At 43.6% G+C, this 15,410-nt stretch carries 13 protein-coding genes; 7 read left to right on the top strand and 6 right to left on the bottom strand.

Annotation, left to right across the window (positions count from 1 at the left end):
- Positions 1-105: 105 nt before the first annotated feature.
- The 3 genes from EI164_RS09465 to radC form a co-directional block, all read right to left on the bottom strand.
- Complete coding sequence (locus EI164_RS09465) at positions 106-1,482, bottom strand: dicarboxylate/amino acid:cation symporter (RefSeq protein ID WP_192519716.1); 1,377 nt, start codon at positions 1,480-1,482, stop codon at positions 106-108.
- A 711-nt stretch (positions 1,483-2,193) separates the two neighbouring features.
- On the bottom strand, positions 2,194-5,088 hold the full coding sequence (locus EI164_RS09460; protein ID WP_192519715.1) for an acyl-CoA dehydrogenase: 2,895 nt from the start codon (positions 5,086-5,088) through the stop codon (positions 2,194-2,196).
- Between the two features lie 301 nt (positions 5,089-5,389).
- Entirely contained in the window at positions 5,390-6,073 is a 684-nt protein-coding gene (gene radC, locus EI164_RS09455; protein WP_192519714.1) for a RadC family protein, read from the bottom strand.
- Between the two features lie 128 nt (positions 6,074-6,201).
- Here radC and coaBC point away from each other — a divergent pair, with 128 nt between their 5' ends.
- Both coaBC and EI164_RS09445 read left to right on the top strand, forming a co-directional pair.
- Entirely contained in the window at positions 6,202-7,578 is a 1,377-nt protein-coding gene (gene coaBC / locus EI164_RS09450; RefSeq protein ID WP_192519713.1) for a bifunctional phosphopantothenoylcysteine decarboxylase/phosphopantothenate--cysteine ligase CoaBC, read from the top strand.
- 148 nt (positions 7,579-7,726) lie between these two features.
- Positions 7,727-8,518, top strand: coding sequence for a sulfite exporter TauE/SafE family protein (locus tag EI164_RS09445; protein ID WP_192519712.1), 792 nt, complete (start codon positions 7,727-7,729; stop codon positions 8,516-8,518).
- A gap of 43 nt (positions 8,519-8,561) precedes the next feature.
- On the opposite strand, the gene EI164_RS09440 is transcribed toward EI164_RS09445, so the two are convergent.
- Positions 8,562-9,482: a histone deacetylase gene (locus EI164_RS09440; protein WP_192519711.1), complete on the bottom strand. Its 921-nt coding sequence runs from the start codon at positions 9,480-9,482 to the stop codon at positions 8,562-8,564.
- 55 nt (positions 9,483-9,537) lie between these two features.
- Positions 9,538-10,590 carry a hypothetical protein gene (locus EI164_RS09435; RefSeq protein WP_225739209.1) on the bottom strand — a complete coding sequence of 351 codons (1,053 nt, stop codon included), beginning with the start codon at positions 10,588-10,590 and terminating at the stop codon, positions 9,538-9,540.
- Positions 10,591-10,730: 140 nt separating this feature from the next.
- On the opposite strand from EI164_RS09435, the gene ccmA reads away from it, so the two are divergent.
- From ccmA to ccmE, 5 genes are all read left to right on the top strand, one after another.
- Complete coding sequence (gene ccmA, locus EI164_RS09430; RefSeq protein ID WP_192519718.1) at positions 10,731-11,360, top strand: heme ABC exporter ATP-binding protein CcmA; 630 nt, start codon at positions 10,731-10,733, stop codon at positions 11,358-11,360.
- Between the two features lie 112 nt (positions 11,361-11,472).
- Positions 11,473-12,171 (top strand): heme exporter protein CcmB, encoded by a 699-nt coding sequence (locus tag EI164_RS09425; protein ID WP_192519717.1) that lies wholly within the window; start codon positions 11,473-11,475, stop codon positions 12,169-12,171.
- 212 nt (positions 12,172-12,383) lie between these two features.
- Positions 12,384-13,172, top strand: coding sequence for a heme ABC transporter permease CcmC (gene ccmC, locus EI164_RS09420; RefSeq protein ID WP_192519710.1), 789 nt, complete (start codon positions 12,384-12,386; stop codon positions 13,170-13,172).
- A 15-nt stretch (positions 13,173-13,187) separates the two neighbouring features.
- A complete protein-coding gene (gene ccmD, locus EI164_RS09415; RefSeq protein WP_192519709.1) occupies positions 13,188-13,391 on the top strand; it encodes a heme exporter protein CcmD in 204 nt (67 codons plus the stop codon).
- A gap of 288 nt (positions 13,392-13,679) precedes the next feature.
- The gene (gene ccmE / locus EI164_RS09410) at positions 13,680-14,180 is read left to right on the top strand and encodes a cytochrome c maturation protein CcmE (RefSeq protein WP_192519708.1); all 501 of its coding nucleotides are present in this window, start codon (positions 13,680-13,682) and stop codon (positions 14,178-14,180) included.
- 112 nt (positions 14,181-14,292) lie between these two features.
- On the opposite strand, the gene EI164_RS09405 is transcribed toward ccmE, so the two are convergent.
- Positions 14,293-15,141: an aldo/keto reductase gene (locus EI164_RS09405; protein WP_192519707.1), complete on the bottom strand. Its 849-nt coding sequence runs from the start codon at positions 15,139-15,141 to the stop codon at positions 14,293-14,295.
- Positions 15,142-15,410 lie beyond the last annotated feature (269 nt).

Here is a 15,410-nt window from a genome sequence, read left to right as displayed (position 1 = left end):
CGTAACGCATAAAAATACCCCCATAAGTTGTGTCCAACTTATGGGGGTCGGTTCAATATGACTGAGGTTTTTTACTTTTAGGTTATTTATTGTGTAGCTATGATATTAACTTCGGCGATCGACATCGTCATACTCACTACCCATTATGCCATCATTCATAACTTCAGAGAATGCGCGTTCATTGTATTCATCAATATGACCATCAAACATTTCTTTTGTACCAGCGTCAGCGTCATTGTAGATAGCCAAGTCCATTTTGCCCTCGGACTTTGCCACGATAGTGGTTACTGCGGCATCACCGCCAACGTTAACAGCAGTACGCAACATATCCAGCAGGCGATCAACACCTAAGATCAAGCCAATACCTTCGATTGGTAAGCCAACTTGTGCAAATACCATAGACAGCATAATTAGACCAACACCAGGTACACCAGCAGTACCGACAGAGGCTAGTACTGACATTAAGATAACGGTCAGATACTCAGTAATACCTAAATCAATCCCATACAAGTTAGCGATAAAGATGGTCGCTGTACCCTGCATAATGGCAGTACCATCCATATTGATGGTGGCACCAAAAGGAACCGTAAACGATGCTACAGAGTTATTCACACCCATACGCTTGGTAACAGTACGCAACGTTACCGGAATGGTCGCATTTGAGCTTGAGGTACTAAATGCAAAGATTTGCACTTCACGCATTTTTGCCAAAAACGTTTTGATTGATAGTCCTGAAAACACCTTTAAGACGATCATCATGGTGACAAAGAAGTGGAAGGCCAATGAGCCAATCAATACAGCGACATAACCAAATAGAGACACGATCAAGTCCAAACCAAGATCAGCCATGGCTTTGGTTAACAGCGCAAACACACCATAAGGTGCTAGGTTCATAATGATGGTTACCATTTTTAAGATAACTTCATTAATCAGCTCTAAACTTTGGACTAAACCTTTAGCAGGCTTACCCACCATCAAAATACTAATACCAATCAAAATCGCAAAGAAAATAATCGATAGCATGTCACCATTGGCCATGGCGCTAATGGGGTTGGATGGAACGATATTTGAGAAAACATCAATGAGAGGTGGCGCTTCCTTTGCTTCAAAGCTGGCCTCAGATGCTAAGTCCATGCCTTTACCAATACCAAATAACGAGCCAAGCCCAATTGCGGTGGCAATCGCTAAAGCAGTTGTTAGCATATACATGAAAAATGTTTTTGTACCGATGCGACCAAGTAGTCGAATATCACCAATACCGCAGACACCACAAATCAATGAGATAAGTACTAAAGGTACAACCAACATTTTGAGTGAGTTGACAAAAAGTTTACCGATAATACCGAATAAGCCATTGACCAAATAGTCATTGACGAACCCACCTTCTGCGTTTAGTCCTGTGTAGTTAAAAAATAATCCTAGGGCGATACCTAAGACCATAGCAATTAGAATCTTGCCTGTCAGTCCCAAATTCTTCCACATAATTTATATCCTTTGTGTACGTAACTTTCAGTAGTGAACATGGTGCTCACGTCAATGTGATGATGACCGTTGCTATCAAAACCGCTTTGGCTACGTGTATCAAGTGCTTTGGCTTTTCGACTTGTTGTCAACTTTTTCGGAGGACAATATAAAAGAATTATAATGGGCACTGCAAGATTTATTTATCATTTTTTTCTCATTACATGACTTTTATCATAACCATGTACCCACATTATAGTCAGTATTTATTCTAAACAGTTTGTTTCGCATATGAAACAAAAAAATATAAATAAGTCTGTAGTGTGATTTTGCATATTAACGAATTGATGCTATAGACTGCTTTAAGGCTAGGCGATTCATATGTATTAGAACGTCGTTACTATCATGGTATGACTAGGGCGTGTCCTCAATTCAATCGATAGCCATCTAAATGGGTTAAAAATGGCTAAATCTTGCCAAACGGCGTCAAATAGCTGACTAATATCTCGATATTATCTGCGCTATTTTCCTTGTTTGACTACAATTTATCTCATTTTTATTACCATTTTTAAAATGAGGACACACACTAAAAACTTTTCATTTGTTAATAAAATAAAAAAGCCAAACCACCGTTTGAGGGTAGCCTGGCTTTTGAGAATCAGTGTATTGCTAGTGTGTCGTTAAGGTCTTATTAGAAAGCTTAAAGTCGCACCGAGCATTCAGAATCGATTGCTAAATCTTATCAGTATCCTGCTGTACATTTTCTTGATGCGGCTGAGGTTTTTCGGGCATTTCAGATAGACCTTCGTCGGTAGTGTTTGACGATGCAGTATGGCGACTGTGATTATTACTCATACGCTCACTGAGATGTGATTCGGCATCACGATAGCGAGGGTCAAGGGCTTCTGTATCAGGATCTGATTCATTAAAATCTGTCTGCGTGCCTGTCTCTTCAGTCGTGTTTTGCTCACTGACCATTGCGACATCACCATCGTTCTCATAACCATGATTAGGATTGGCATCGCCGGTTTGTTCATCAGTATTTTGAGACGTATCAACGTTATCCTCTACAACCTCATTATCCGTTGCAACACCATGTTTGGCTTGTGCATTTTGCTTGAGCTGGGCATAGTCAGTCAGTTGCTGTACTGCATTGTCAAGAGTGTGAGGGTTAGAGCGTTCTTGCGCTTGTGATAAATGCTTATCAAACACATCGGTTAATAGTGAGTCAAAGCGGATAGCATTATACTGAATGAGAACTTCGGCTTCTTCTTCAGTGATGTCTTCGTTTTGACTGGCATAAACCACATGATCTTCAAACGTTAGCCCTTCAAAGCTGTCTTTGTGCTCAGCCTTTTTAAACTTCTGCCATAGGGGCTCGATATGGATAAGCGTTTGATAAGCATGTTCCATACGCCCAGTCACATCGTCTTCTTCGGTATTGTAATAAACCATGGTTTTGAGATAGTCGCGGAACGGGTTGGTCTCAAAGTCATCCATAAAGGTATCACCCAATTGACGTTTAAGCTCATCACTCGGCGGCGTAAATATACGACCTGTTGGGAACGTCACAAAGCCAACCAACTTGGCGGCCATTCGATTTGGGAAATTATCAAAGAAGGATAAAAATGCTTCTTGAATGGTGTATAAGCTGTTTTGTAGAGCAACTTCAGCATGTAAGCGTTCAGACTTCGATTTGCTACCATGCTCATAGAACTGCAAAATAGCCGTTGCGATAAACAAATGACTATGAATATCAGCTAAGCGTCCAGAGAGCATCTCTTTACGCTTTAAATCACCCGCCAGTAGTCCCAATGCCATATCAGCAGTCAAGGCAAAGCCTGCACTTAGGCGATTGATATGCTTGTAATAAGGACGAGTAAAGCTGTCTACGAAGCTAGGGGCGTTACCGCTACCACCGACATAACCTGCGACAAATGCTTTTGCCCCGCGGTTAAAGGTATAACCTAGATGTTTGAAAAATAGAACATCAAACTCTTTTAATGCGTTGGACTTGTCTTCGCTTTGTAGTAATTGCAGCTCATCAAATAGATAAGGGTGACAGCGCATCGCACCTTGACCAAATATCATCAATGAGCGCGTCAAGATGTTTGCACCCTCAACGGTGATAGAGACTGGAATCGCTTGATAAGGGGTCGCTAAGAAATTACGTGGTCCCATCTGTACCGCACGACCACCGACCACATCCATACCATCATTGACCACGCTACGCATGGTTTCGGTAGCATAGTATTTTGCCATTGCCGTCATGACCGATGGCGTACCGCCTTGGTTTAGCCCGCAAGTGACGAGATGACGAAACGCTTCTAGCATATAGGTATTACTGGCCATACGGCTGGTGGCATCTTGTATGCCTTCGAACTTACCGATAGAAATCTTAAACTGCTCGCGCACTTTAGCAAACGCACCAACAGACAAATAGGTCATTTCACTGGCTGAGGTGGATAAAGCTGGCAAGGAAATACCACGACCAACACCTAAGCATTCCATCAGCATGCGCCAACCACGTCCAGCGTTTTCGACGCCACCGATGATATAATCTAACGGTATAAAGACGTCTTTACCATCGACTGTGCCATTCATAAATGGTGAGCCGATTGGATTATGACGTGGTCCTATAATAACGCCTTCGTGGCTCGCAGGGATTAGCGCACAAGTAATGCCGTAATCGGTTTTCTCAGAATTGCCAAGCAGTCCTTCTGGGTCATGCATTTTAAATGCTAAGCCGACAACGGTAGCGATAGGTGCTAAAGTAATCCAGCGTTTGGAGAAGTTCATACGTAAGCCAAGCACTTGCTGACCTTCATGGATACCGTAGCAAACCACACCAGTATCAGGAATCGCACCTGCATCGGAGCCCGCCTCAGGGCCTGTCAAACCAAAACAGGGTATCTCATCACCTTTGGCCAAACCTGGGAGCCAGCGTTGTTTTTGCTCGTCCGTACCATAGTGCATGAGTAGCTCACCAGGGCCGAGCGAGTTTGGTACCATGCAAGTCACAGCGGCAGTAGGGGAGCGAGAGGCTATCTTACTCATGATACGGCTTTGCGCATACGAGCTAAAATCCAATCCTCCGAACTCTTTTGGAATGATGAGACCTAAGAAGCCATTGGCTTTGATAAATTGCCACGCTTGTGGTGACAGCTCTTTGTCTTCATGCTGAATTTTCCATTCATCTAGCATGGTGCACAATACTTCCACCTCATTATCCATAAAGCTTTGTTCTTCTGCCGATAGCTCTGGGTACGGATAGGCTGCAAAGGTGTCCCAATTGGGCGCACCCATAAATAACTCTTTTTCCCACCAACTGGTACCAGAGTCGAGGGCTTCACGCTCAGTATCACTCATGCTTGGCATCGCGCCGCCCAAGGCCTTATAAACTGGCTTGGTGACTAACGACTGGCGCAATGGTGTGATGAGTAGCACTAAGCAGAGTAAAGCTATAGGTATACCTAAGATCAGCGACCATGGACTGAGCAAGGCGGTAGCGATTACGATAATGATAGCAATAACGCTGCCAGTGACACGTGATAAGGATAACAAAAAGATGGTCAAAACCATGGCTAATTGAATGATGATTGCTAAGATGAATAAGCCAATTACCATGACTGTCTCCTTTATAACGCTGAACCAAAAGCGTGAAATTATATGACTAGGAATGTTTTAAGCTAGATAGTTGTTATTTTTTCGGACGTTTAGCGGCCTTATCGTTAAGTGAATCTCGCCACCAATAATTGGTTTTGAATTCCAATTAGGAAAAGGCAAATAAAAGATAAAGCTAGCTACCAATATGAAACAGTTGTCGATGACTATCAACGGTTAAAATGCTACGCTGTGTCGATGATATGTATCAAGCGCCATAAAGTATATAGCTAGTAGGACCAACGACCAAATAAGTCAGATAAAGCTAACCAAAAGGCGCTAAGCAGCTTTCAGCATAGGATAGCGTCTCATTACGTCCTACGATGATATGATCGATTAGTGATATATCTAACAGGTCGCAGGCTTTTTTTAACTCATAGGTAAGCAAGTTATCTGCCGTCGATGGTGTGGCATCGGTATGAGGATGATTGTGGGCAATGATAAGTTGGCTAGCCGCGTGGCTTAATGCATGTCGCAGCACATGTTTGATACAAACGGAACAAGATGAAATGCCGCCTGTGAATAGTATCTCGAAGTTTAACAGATTGAGCGCATTATCTAGACAAAGCACCGCAAAAACCTCGCGGTGCTCACCACGTAATTGGGTGCTAATATAGTCTTTGACTGCTTGCGAGCGTCCAAGCGCTTGGCCTGTTTTTAGTTGACTGTCTAAATAACGCGTGCCCATCTCAAGCGAGGCCAATATCTGTGAGTATTTTGCAGGCCCAATGCCGTGACAAGCGAGGACGGTTTCTTGAGGCGCTGCCAATAGTTCGGCTAAGCTACCGAATTGCTCGATTAAGTGACGAGCCAATTCAATCGCTGACTGTGATTGGGTGCCAGTACGCAGAAATATCGCTAATATCTCCGCGTCGGACAAATGGGCAGCACCAAATTTTAATAGTTTTTCACGTGGTCGGTCATCTTCGTGCCAGTCTTTGATCGCCATTGTCACTCCTTGAAAATGGATTACTGCCGGATATATTTAGTAAATATCGAAATTCTTACCCAACTTATCTCATAATTGTTACTATAAGCGCAATTCTATCTTTCAACTTTTTTATTGTTGCCCTGCTTATGTCTAATATCGTGCTTGCTATCACTGGCGGTATCGCCGCTTATAAATCTGCCGTATTTGCCCGCTTATTGATTAAGGCAGGCTTTGATGTGCGCGTTATTATGACTACAGGTGCACAGGCTTTTATCACCCCACTGACACTGCAAGCGCTAACTGGTAATGAGGTGCACACCTCATTATTAGATGAGCATGCTGAAGCAGGCATGGGGCATATTGAGCTGGCGAAATGGGCTGATTTAATCGTTATCGCACCAGCTTCTGCCAATACGCTGGCACGTCTCGCTATGGGTATGGCAGATGATCTTCTGACGACGGTGTGCCTTGCGACGACGGCACCAGTTATCGTTGCACCTGCCATGAATCAGCAGATGTGGGCGCATCCAGCGGTCAACCTAAACGTGCAAACCTTGCGCGATATGAATTATCAGATTATTCAGCCCGCGAGTGGTGAGCAAGCATGCGGTGATGTGGGAGCAGGGCGTTTGCCTGAGCCTGAGCAGCTATTGGACGAGGTGTTGCTATTCAATGCGATGCAAACGACACCGCAACTGCTCGAAGGTAGGAGAGTCGTGATTACCGCAGGGCCAACGGTTGAAGCTATTGACCCTGTGAGGTATCTGTCTAATCACTCCACCGGAAAGATGGGCTTTGCTTTGGCGCGTGCCTGCGTGGCGGCTGGTGCAGAGGTGATTTTGATTACGGGTGGCAAGGTATCACTATCGACGCCGCTCAATGTTACACGTATAGATGTATTATCAGCGAAAGAGATGTTGTTAGTAGCGCAGCAATGTGTGGACGGTACTCATGCGGCATTGTTATTTGAGCCATCTGATGATGCAGAGGAACATACTCATTCACACGACCATCATCACGGCGGTTGCGGTTGCGGTTGCGGTTGCGGTTGCGGAGATGAGCATGATGTTGCTGTCACTACCTCCGGTGATAGCGTGAGAATGGCAGATGTTTTTATTGCAACCGCTGCTGTCGCTGACTATCGTACCGAAGAAGCTGCACCACAAAAAATCAAAAAAACGCAAGACGTGATGACGCTCAATTTGGTTAAAAACCCTGACATTTTAGCAACGATTTCACTGGCGCATCCAGAGTTGTTTGTTGTTGGTTTTGCGGCAGAAACCCAAGATGTCGAGCACTATGCGCGTGGTAAGCTTGTTTCTAAAAATTTAGATCTGATTGCTTGCAACGATGTTTCGCGACCAGATATTGGTTTTGCTAGCGATGATAATGCCATGCAAGTGTTTTTCTCAGAGCATTATAAAAACGATAGCATCACGCTTGAAAAAGCGAGCAAGGATAAAATTGCTGAGCAATTGGCTAGCATTATTGGTGAGACGATATCTCAGCGTCACAATCGCTAGTGATATGGTCAAGCGACTATAGACAGGTGATAGAAATGTGTTGGTGTGAAGCTTGTTTGATTCGCTTCATTTTATTTTACGACTGTTTTTAAGATGAAAACACGCTCTCGTGTTATTGCTATATATAAAATAAAAAAGCTGAAGTGATATGACAGGTCTAATGGATGTAGCGGGTAACGATAGTACGCAGATGTTGTGGCTGATTGTGATATTTGCGATGGCATCATTGCTACATGGCATTAGTGGGTTAGGGGTGACGTTGGTGACCACCACGGCACTTGCTAGCATGTATCCATTGCCCCATGCCATTGTATTGGTCATCTTTCCCTCATTATTACTCAATGCGATGACCTGGCTAGCGGGTGGTGGTCGTACGATTTGGCAAAATTTTATCTATTATGGCAGACGGTATTGGCTGCTTGCTTTAACGAGTTTGCTTGGCAGTATCGTAGGCGCAAAGCTACTGCTATGGATAGATAGTGCTTATATTTTATTGCTATTAGCAGCGGTTATTGGGTTTTATGTCATCAGTAGCTTACTCGGCAAGCAAGTTCGTTTGCCAGATACCAAGCCTGTACTGATTATGGTTGGTTTTAGTGCTGGTGTTGTTGGCGGTGCGACCAATGCGATGTCGACCATACTGATGATGTACTTACTATCTGCCAGTGATGATAAACATACCATCGCGAAAGTCGGTAACATGTGTTACTTTTTAGGAAAAATCGCTCAAATTATCGTATTACGTGAGCCTATCATGGCACTGAGTAGCGGTGAGTGGCAGCTGATTGCTGTGCTGAGTGTTTTGTCTGTCGCCACTTTATTGGTTGGAATTCGCTTACGTCGTTATTTACCGCAAGCACGTTTTCGTCAGCTTATTTTAGTGATTTTAACCGTACTTGGTATTCGTGTGGGTTGGCAGGGTATTGCTGATTTTTTCTAGCAACATGGTCTAAAGCTGCCCAATATGAGCGATTGCGCAATTTTTATAAGTCAGCGCCTTTCCCAAAAAATATCTGCTGCGCCAAACGAAACGTATTGCAATGCGCCTCAACCACGTCTTCGATGTCTTCTGAATAACCACCACCCATCACGATAGCAACAGGAATGTTGGCGGCTTTGGCTTGGCTCAATACGTAATGATCACGTGCCTTGCAGCCTTCTATTGTCAGTCCCAACTTTCCTAATTTATCGGTCGCTAGTACATCCACCGCTGACTGATAAAACATCATATCTGGCGAAAACTCTGCTATTAATCGCGGCAAGGTTTCTTGTAATATCTGCAAATATTCTGCGTCACCTGCATCGTTATCAAGCTCAATATCTAGATCTGATACTTGTTTGCGAAAAGGATAGTTCTTTGCGCCATGCATGCTAAACACGAATACGCGTGGTTCGTCTGCCATGATACTGGCATTGCCATTACCTTGATGCACGTCCAAATCAACAATCAAAATCTTTTGTGCTTGCCCACGATCTAATAATAGATTGCTCGCGATACAAGCATCATTAAAGACGCAAAATCCTTCACCATGATCGGCAAACGCATGGTGCGTGCCACCCGCGACATTCATTGCCACGCCGTATTGCTGTGCATATAGCGCACATTCATAGGTTGCATGGGCAATATAACGGCCACGCTCGACCAGTTCAGGTTTCATCTCAAAGCCGATAGCGCGCGCTTCTTTGCGTGGTAAGGTCTGCGTTTTTAATTGATACCAATACTCAGGCGTATGCGTGGTCAAAATCTCATCTTCACTCAAACGCGCTGGCGCAAAAAAATTATCGACAGTGATAGTGCCTTCAGCCAGCAGTCGCTCAGGAATCATGGTGTATTTTTGCATAGGAAAACGGTGCTTTTCAGGCACTGAATAACGAAAAATATCAGAGTAGGCGATTTTCAGCATAATATTTAATGATTTATGTGTTGATGATTGTTATCAGAACAAAAGAGGCTACTCATCATTGAGCGCTATTAAGCGCTAGGCCTTCTTTGATATGCGACTGCTCATAGAACGCCTGTAGCATGGTTCGGATATGTGCCGTAAACCATGCGCTATCAAGGGCATCATATACGATAGGCAGCAGCACTGTATTGAATTGTGCCATTGCCTGCTCATCAATATAGATGCTCGCGGCGACGGTCATGATGGTATCTGATTGATGGTTGTCATACCAAGTATCGATACTGGCTGTTACTAACGTCTGCAAATAAGGTGATACTCGCAAGCGGTCATAGCTTTGTTGCATACTGGCTTCAATATGCTCGATGCTGTTATTGTCAGGCTCATCACTGAGATAGGTTTGTAGATGGCTGACAGGTTGTTCTTTGATGCGAGCCCAGCCCGTAACTAATAAACGCGCGACTTCTTCGTTTGATAAGTGCGCTTGGGCATTAGCCTCTGCTCGACGGGTCAAGTCTTTAATATTACGGTGTAAATAGGCTTGCAGCTTATCGTCAAGATTTTTGTTCGTGGCTTTTTCAAAAGAGCTACGGCCAAGTTTCATCAGTTTGCCCACTCCGCCGGCTTTGTCTAGCGTACTCTCCATAAAGTCGTTGATAGCGTGGTATAGCGTTTGGGTAAGCAGATCTGCAAAAGTTTCATTGCCGATCAGCGTGTGAATCAATGCATTACGCTGTTGCTCATGACTCGCCACATGGTTGGCTAGCGTGTCTACTTGTGTATCATCCACCAGTTCAGACAGTGGCACCTTGTCATTGACTGGATGGTAGATGACGGTATGTAAGATATCACGAATGTCTTTACGCATTACATCACTCATCGGGTGACCCAGTAACCAGTCATTTATTAACTGTTGCAAACTCTCACGGCTGATATATTGACTGAGCGGTTGCTCGCCAAACCATTGCCAAGCCTCCATGCTCAGTGGTTCGGCTTGCTGACGTAACCACTGCTGCATAAAATCAACTTGCGCGTTGATTAAGCTATCTACAGTAAAAGCTGACGTGTTTGATGTTAAGTCTTGGTTTTGGTTATCTTTTGAAGTCTGCATAGGTTTTGAGGTCATAGTAATCGACAATTTGTTATACTGCGTGTTTGTGGTAAGCATAAAGCATTATGCCATGAACATCGTATTGGTTTGTGACGAATATTGAATATTGATTGCTACTCGATAAATAACGAGAGGTTTTGATGACAGCTTTGGATACACCGTTACTCATGCTTGATGAGCTGACTGTCCAGCGTGGTGAAATACCTTTGTGCGAAGGTGTCTCTCTCAATTTATCTGCTGGTAGTATCTGTCATTTAGTGGGTGCAAATGGTACTGGTAAAACGACACTACTGATGCAGCTAGCAGGATTATTACCAGTGCTGACGGGCGAGGTCGTTTATCAAGGAGCGGTCACTCTGCCCACTCAGCCTTTGTATGTGTCGCACCAGCTAGGCATTCATCCAAACCTCACTGTGGCACAAAACCTAAATTTTTTACTGAATTTATATGGTATCACACCAAGTACCGCTGATATTGATGATGCGCTCGCTTGGGTAGGGTTGCAGGGATTTGAGACGATCAGCTCAAGCCATTTATCTGCTGGGCAAACTCGGCGTATTACGCTTGCAAGATTGTATCTACTAACCCCCGAAATCACACCCTTGTGGTTGCTTGATGAGCCATTCACCGCTCTCGATGTCGATATGGTGGCCCGAATGGAAGACAGGCTATGCAAGTTTACTAATGCTGGTGGTTCGATACTAATGACGAGCCATCAGACCGTTGGCGTTGCCAATCAAGTGCTCGATTTGTCAGAGTTTATGGTTTAGAAAACAATACCGAACTGTCACCTTGTCAATCTCGTTGTATGGAATTGACTGTTTAATGGCCAGATAAACGCGATACATGTAAGTGAAAGGACGGATGATGACGGACAGTCCAATGCAAAATAGTAATGTGGCGGCTGCGCGTGGTATTAGCTTTATGCAGCTATGGCGACGCGAATGGCAAGTGAAGCAGCAAGGGGCTGTGCAATGGCTGTACCCTTTGGTGCTATTCTTAGTGATTATTACATTATTTCCGCTAGCGGTAGGTAGTGAGCCTGCATTATTGCAACGTCTTGGTGTGTCAGCGGTGTGGATTGCAGCATTGTTATCGTTGGTCATGGGTGTCGATGGTTTGTTTAAGCCTGCGCTTGATAATGGTACATTGGCGCAATTGGTTGTTGCCAAGGCATCACTGCCGTTATGGGTACTGATTCGCTTGATTATTCACTGGATATTTAGCAGTGGTATTGTGGCTGTATTAAGCTTGCTTGCCGTGCCTTTATTTCAGCTTAGTTGGTTTGAAGCGTGGATATTGATGGCTTCTATTGTGACCGGTAGTCCGATGCTGTTGATGCTGTCGGCAGTTGCCAGTAGTTTGACACTGTCACTAAAGAATGGTGCGGTACTCGTGCCGTTGATCGCTTTACCAATGCAGTTGCCTGTGCTGATTTTTGCGACGGGTGCGGTTGATTTGTTTGCTTCTGGCCTTAATGGCTTGCCTATTTTGGCGTTACTGCTGGCTGGTAGTATTATTTCAGTATTGGTCATGCCGTGGGTCATTTCAGTGACCTTGAAAATGTCGTGGCTTAATTAAAAACTGTAAAGATTATTCCGTAGAAATACTTATAAAAACCTTTGTATTAACAGTATGTTGAAAACGGGCAATTTTGCTATAATAGCTAACTTTCTACATAAATAATATATAGATTCGATCCAGTGTTTAACGCCAGCAGGTTAAACGATCATAGCGCCTATATTGCGCTGTATCGACGATAACCAAAGAGCTGCGCAAATAGGTTTATCCCCATGCCCAACCTGAATAACGTCTCATCTCCTAGTCTGTGGCAGCGCATTTGGCAAGGCTTTTTAACCACTGTGGGTACCAAGCAATTTTTTCGTATCTTTGCGCCTTGGGTCAAGTGGCTTGCGATATTGGCTGGTATCTTCTTGCTGATAGGCAGTGTCTGGGGTCTTGCTTTTGCACCGCCTGATTATCTACAAGGCAACAGCTACCGCATTATATTTATTCATGTACCTGCTGCTAGTATTGCTATTTCTATCTATTTTGCGCTCGCTATATTAGGAGCGATTTACTTAGTATGGAAGATTAAAACTGCCAGTTTGGTAGCACAAGCGCTGGCACCGATAGGTTTTTTGCTATGTATTATTAGCCTGATTACTGGTTCTGTTTGGGCAAAACCCACGTGGGGCACTTATTGGGTTTGGGATGCACGTTTGACATCTATGCTCATTTTGGCTTTTTTATACGCTGGTGTTATGGCACTGTTTGCTGCTTTTGAGCATACTGCCAATCGTGGCAAGGCCGCTGCTATTTTATCTATTGTGGGCGCAGTGAACTTACCTATTATCAAATACTCAGTACAGTGGTGGAATACGTTACATCAAGGCTCGACGTTTAGTTTGACCTCTGCGCCAAAAATGTCGGCCGATATGTGGATGCCGCTATTACTGATGGTTATTGGCAGTTATTTACTGGTGGCAGCGTTAGCTATTTACCGTACCAACACGCTAATACTATATCGTGACCAAGGCAAAGCTTGGGTAAAAGAATACATCCGTGGTCAACAGAAATAACCGCTAGGGAATATTATGCAGCCTTATTTTTATAGCTTCTCTGAGTTTATCGCCATGGGCAAGCATGGTGCGTTTGTTTGGTCGTGTTGGGCTATCACGGTCGGAGTCATGCTGGTGTTTGTTTTTTATAGTCGTAGGCAGAGACAGACACTTATTAAGCAGTTGACGATTCAGCAAGCACGTCAAGCGCAGCGTAGCGTTAATAAAAAGTCTCTATAACCAACAAATATCCCCATCAGAAAAACCATCCAATATCATGGCTTTAGCGTACAAATTAGCAACCTATTACGTATGAATGTGTGACCTTATAGCTCGCCATAAGGCTGATTGATTTATACGAAAAATGCTACTATATAGGTAATAGAAACGTACGATTAGAAAGATGTTTTTATAAATTTTTTCTAATGGCAGGTTCTTTTAGTAGGTTCTTTAATATTTTCTGTTTTATGGATGAACGCAGGACTGATTAAGGTCTGTAAAACAGTGGTTCATCAATGAGGTAGTGGTATGAATGCAGTTCGTCGCAAAAAACTAATGTGGGTGATGTTTACGCTTGCAGGCGCCGCAGTCGCTGTCGTGCTAGTTCTATATGCTATTGGACAACAGACCGATTATTACTTTGATGCTAGTGCCATTGCAAAAGGTGAAGCGCCACAAGATAAACGGATTCGTGCAGGCGGTATGGTGGTCGCGGGTAGCGTACAGCGTGCAGAAGACAATCCATTGAATGTTGAGTTTGCTATTACTGATTTTGAATCTACGGTGCCAGTCACTTATCAAGGGATATTGCCAGATCTGTTTGCTGAGAATTCAGGGGTTGTGGCCACTGGGAAAATGCAGGGCGACACCTTTGTGGCTGGTGAAGTATTGGCCAAGCACGATGAGAACTATATGCCACCAGAAGTTGCCAAATCAATGAAAGAAAATAATCGCAGCGGTACCGCACCTTCTTCTGAGCAATACAACCCTGCTGAAAAGGTTCATGAGACCAGTACCTTACAGCAATAACGATTATTATCGTTAAAACTATTTTAGTAGAGCCTAAAAAGCCACCGATTGTATCGGTGGCTTTTTTCATGGAGTATTTTCTTTAAGTTTTTCACTTATAGTCAATTGACTATTAGTCATCCCATACAGGGCTATAGTCAGGATGCTCAATTTTACGACCGTCGCTACGAGCTAGGCTAGCAATTTTATCCAGCTCTTCTGCACTTAATTGTACGTTGATAGCATCCAAGTTGCCTTGCAGGTGATCTGGGTTTGATGTCTTTGGAATGGCTACACGATGCTTATCTGATAGTATCCAAGCCAATGATATCTGTGCTGGCGTCACGTTATGTGTATCAGCAATCTCTTTGATAATATCATTATCAAAGACATCACCACGCGCGAGCGGAGAGTAAGCCTCTAGCAAGATGTGGTGGTTGTTCAGAAAAGTCTGTAGCGTTTTTTGTTTAATAAATGGATGAAACTCAACCTGATTGACCACAATAGGCACGTCAGCATACTTTTTAGCTTCGATGATATCGGCAATATTAAAATTAGATACACCGATATGGCGTGTCAGGCCTTGTTTTTGTAATTCGCACAATGCAGGAATCGTCTCAGATAATGGTACGCGGTCGTCAGGCCAATGCAGTAACAGCAAGTCAACGTAGTCAGTATCTAAGTCTACCAATGAACGTTTGGCTGCCGCAACTAGTTTCTCTGGTTGAAATTTCATATCATCAGGAAATATTTTTGTGGTCAAGAAAAACTTATCGCGAGCCACCCCCGATTGCTTGATGCCTTGACCGACTTCTTTTTCATTGCCATAAGCTTGAGCTGTATCGATATGTTCGTAACCCATTTCTAATGCTTTTTTGACGACATCGATGCAGTCTTGTCCGGTTGACTGCCATGTACCTAGACCGAGTACAGGGATGTTTGCTTGTCCAGCGGTACGAATTTTATAGTTTTTAGCACTCATATTATTATCCTTATAGTTTGTTATTAAGCGTATCTACTATAAAAAAAATCAGCACGAAGTAAAAGAGCGAGTGACGGTTTCCTACAAAGGACTAACAGGCTGTAACGTCATTCTCCTTAAAAATCAGACCAAAAAAAGCCCATTATTTTAAGTAATGGGCTTTTTTTATTTAAGCGTAAAGATGATTTGTCTAGGGGCTGTATAGAATTGGGAGATAGTTGAAAAAAATAAGCAACGCCTTACACTCTTGTTTACCACAACAAAGAGAA

Origin of the sequence: Psychrobacter sp. FME13 (assembly GCF_014861395.1) — a bacterium.
Lineage (GTDB): Bacteria > Pseudomonadota > Gammaproteobacteria > Pseudomonadales > Moraxellaceae > Psychrobacter.
This window is presented reverse-complemented; position numbering and strand designations above follow the sequence as displayed.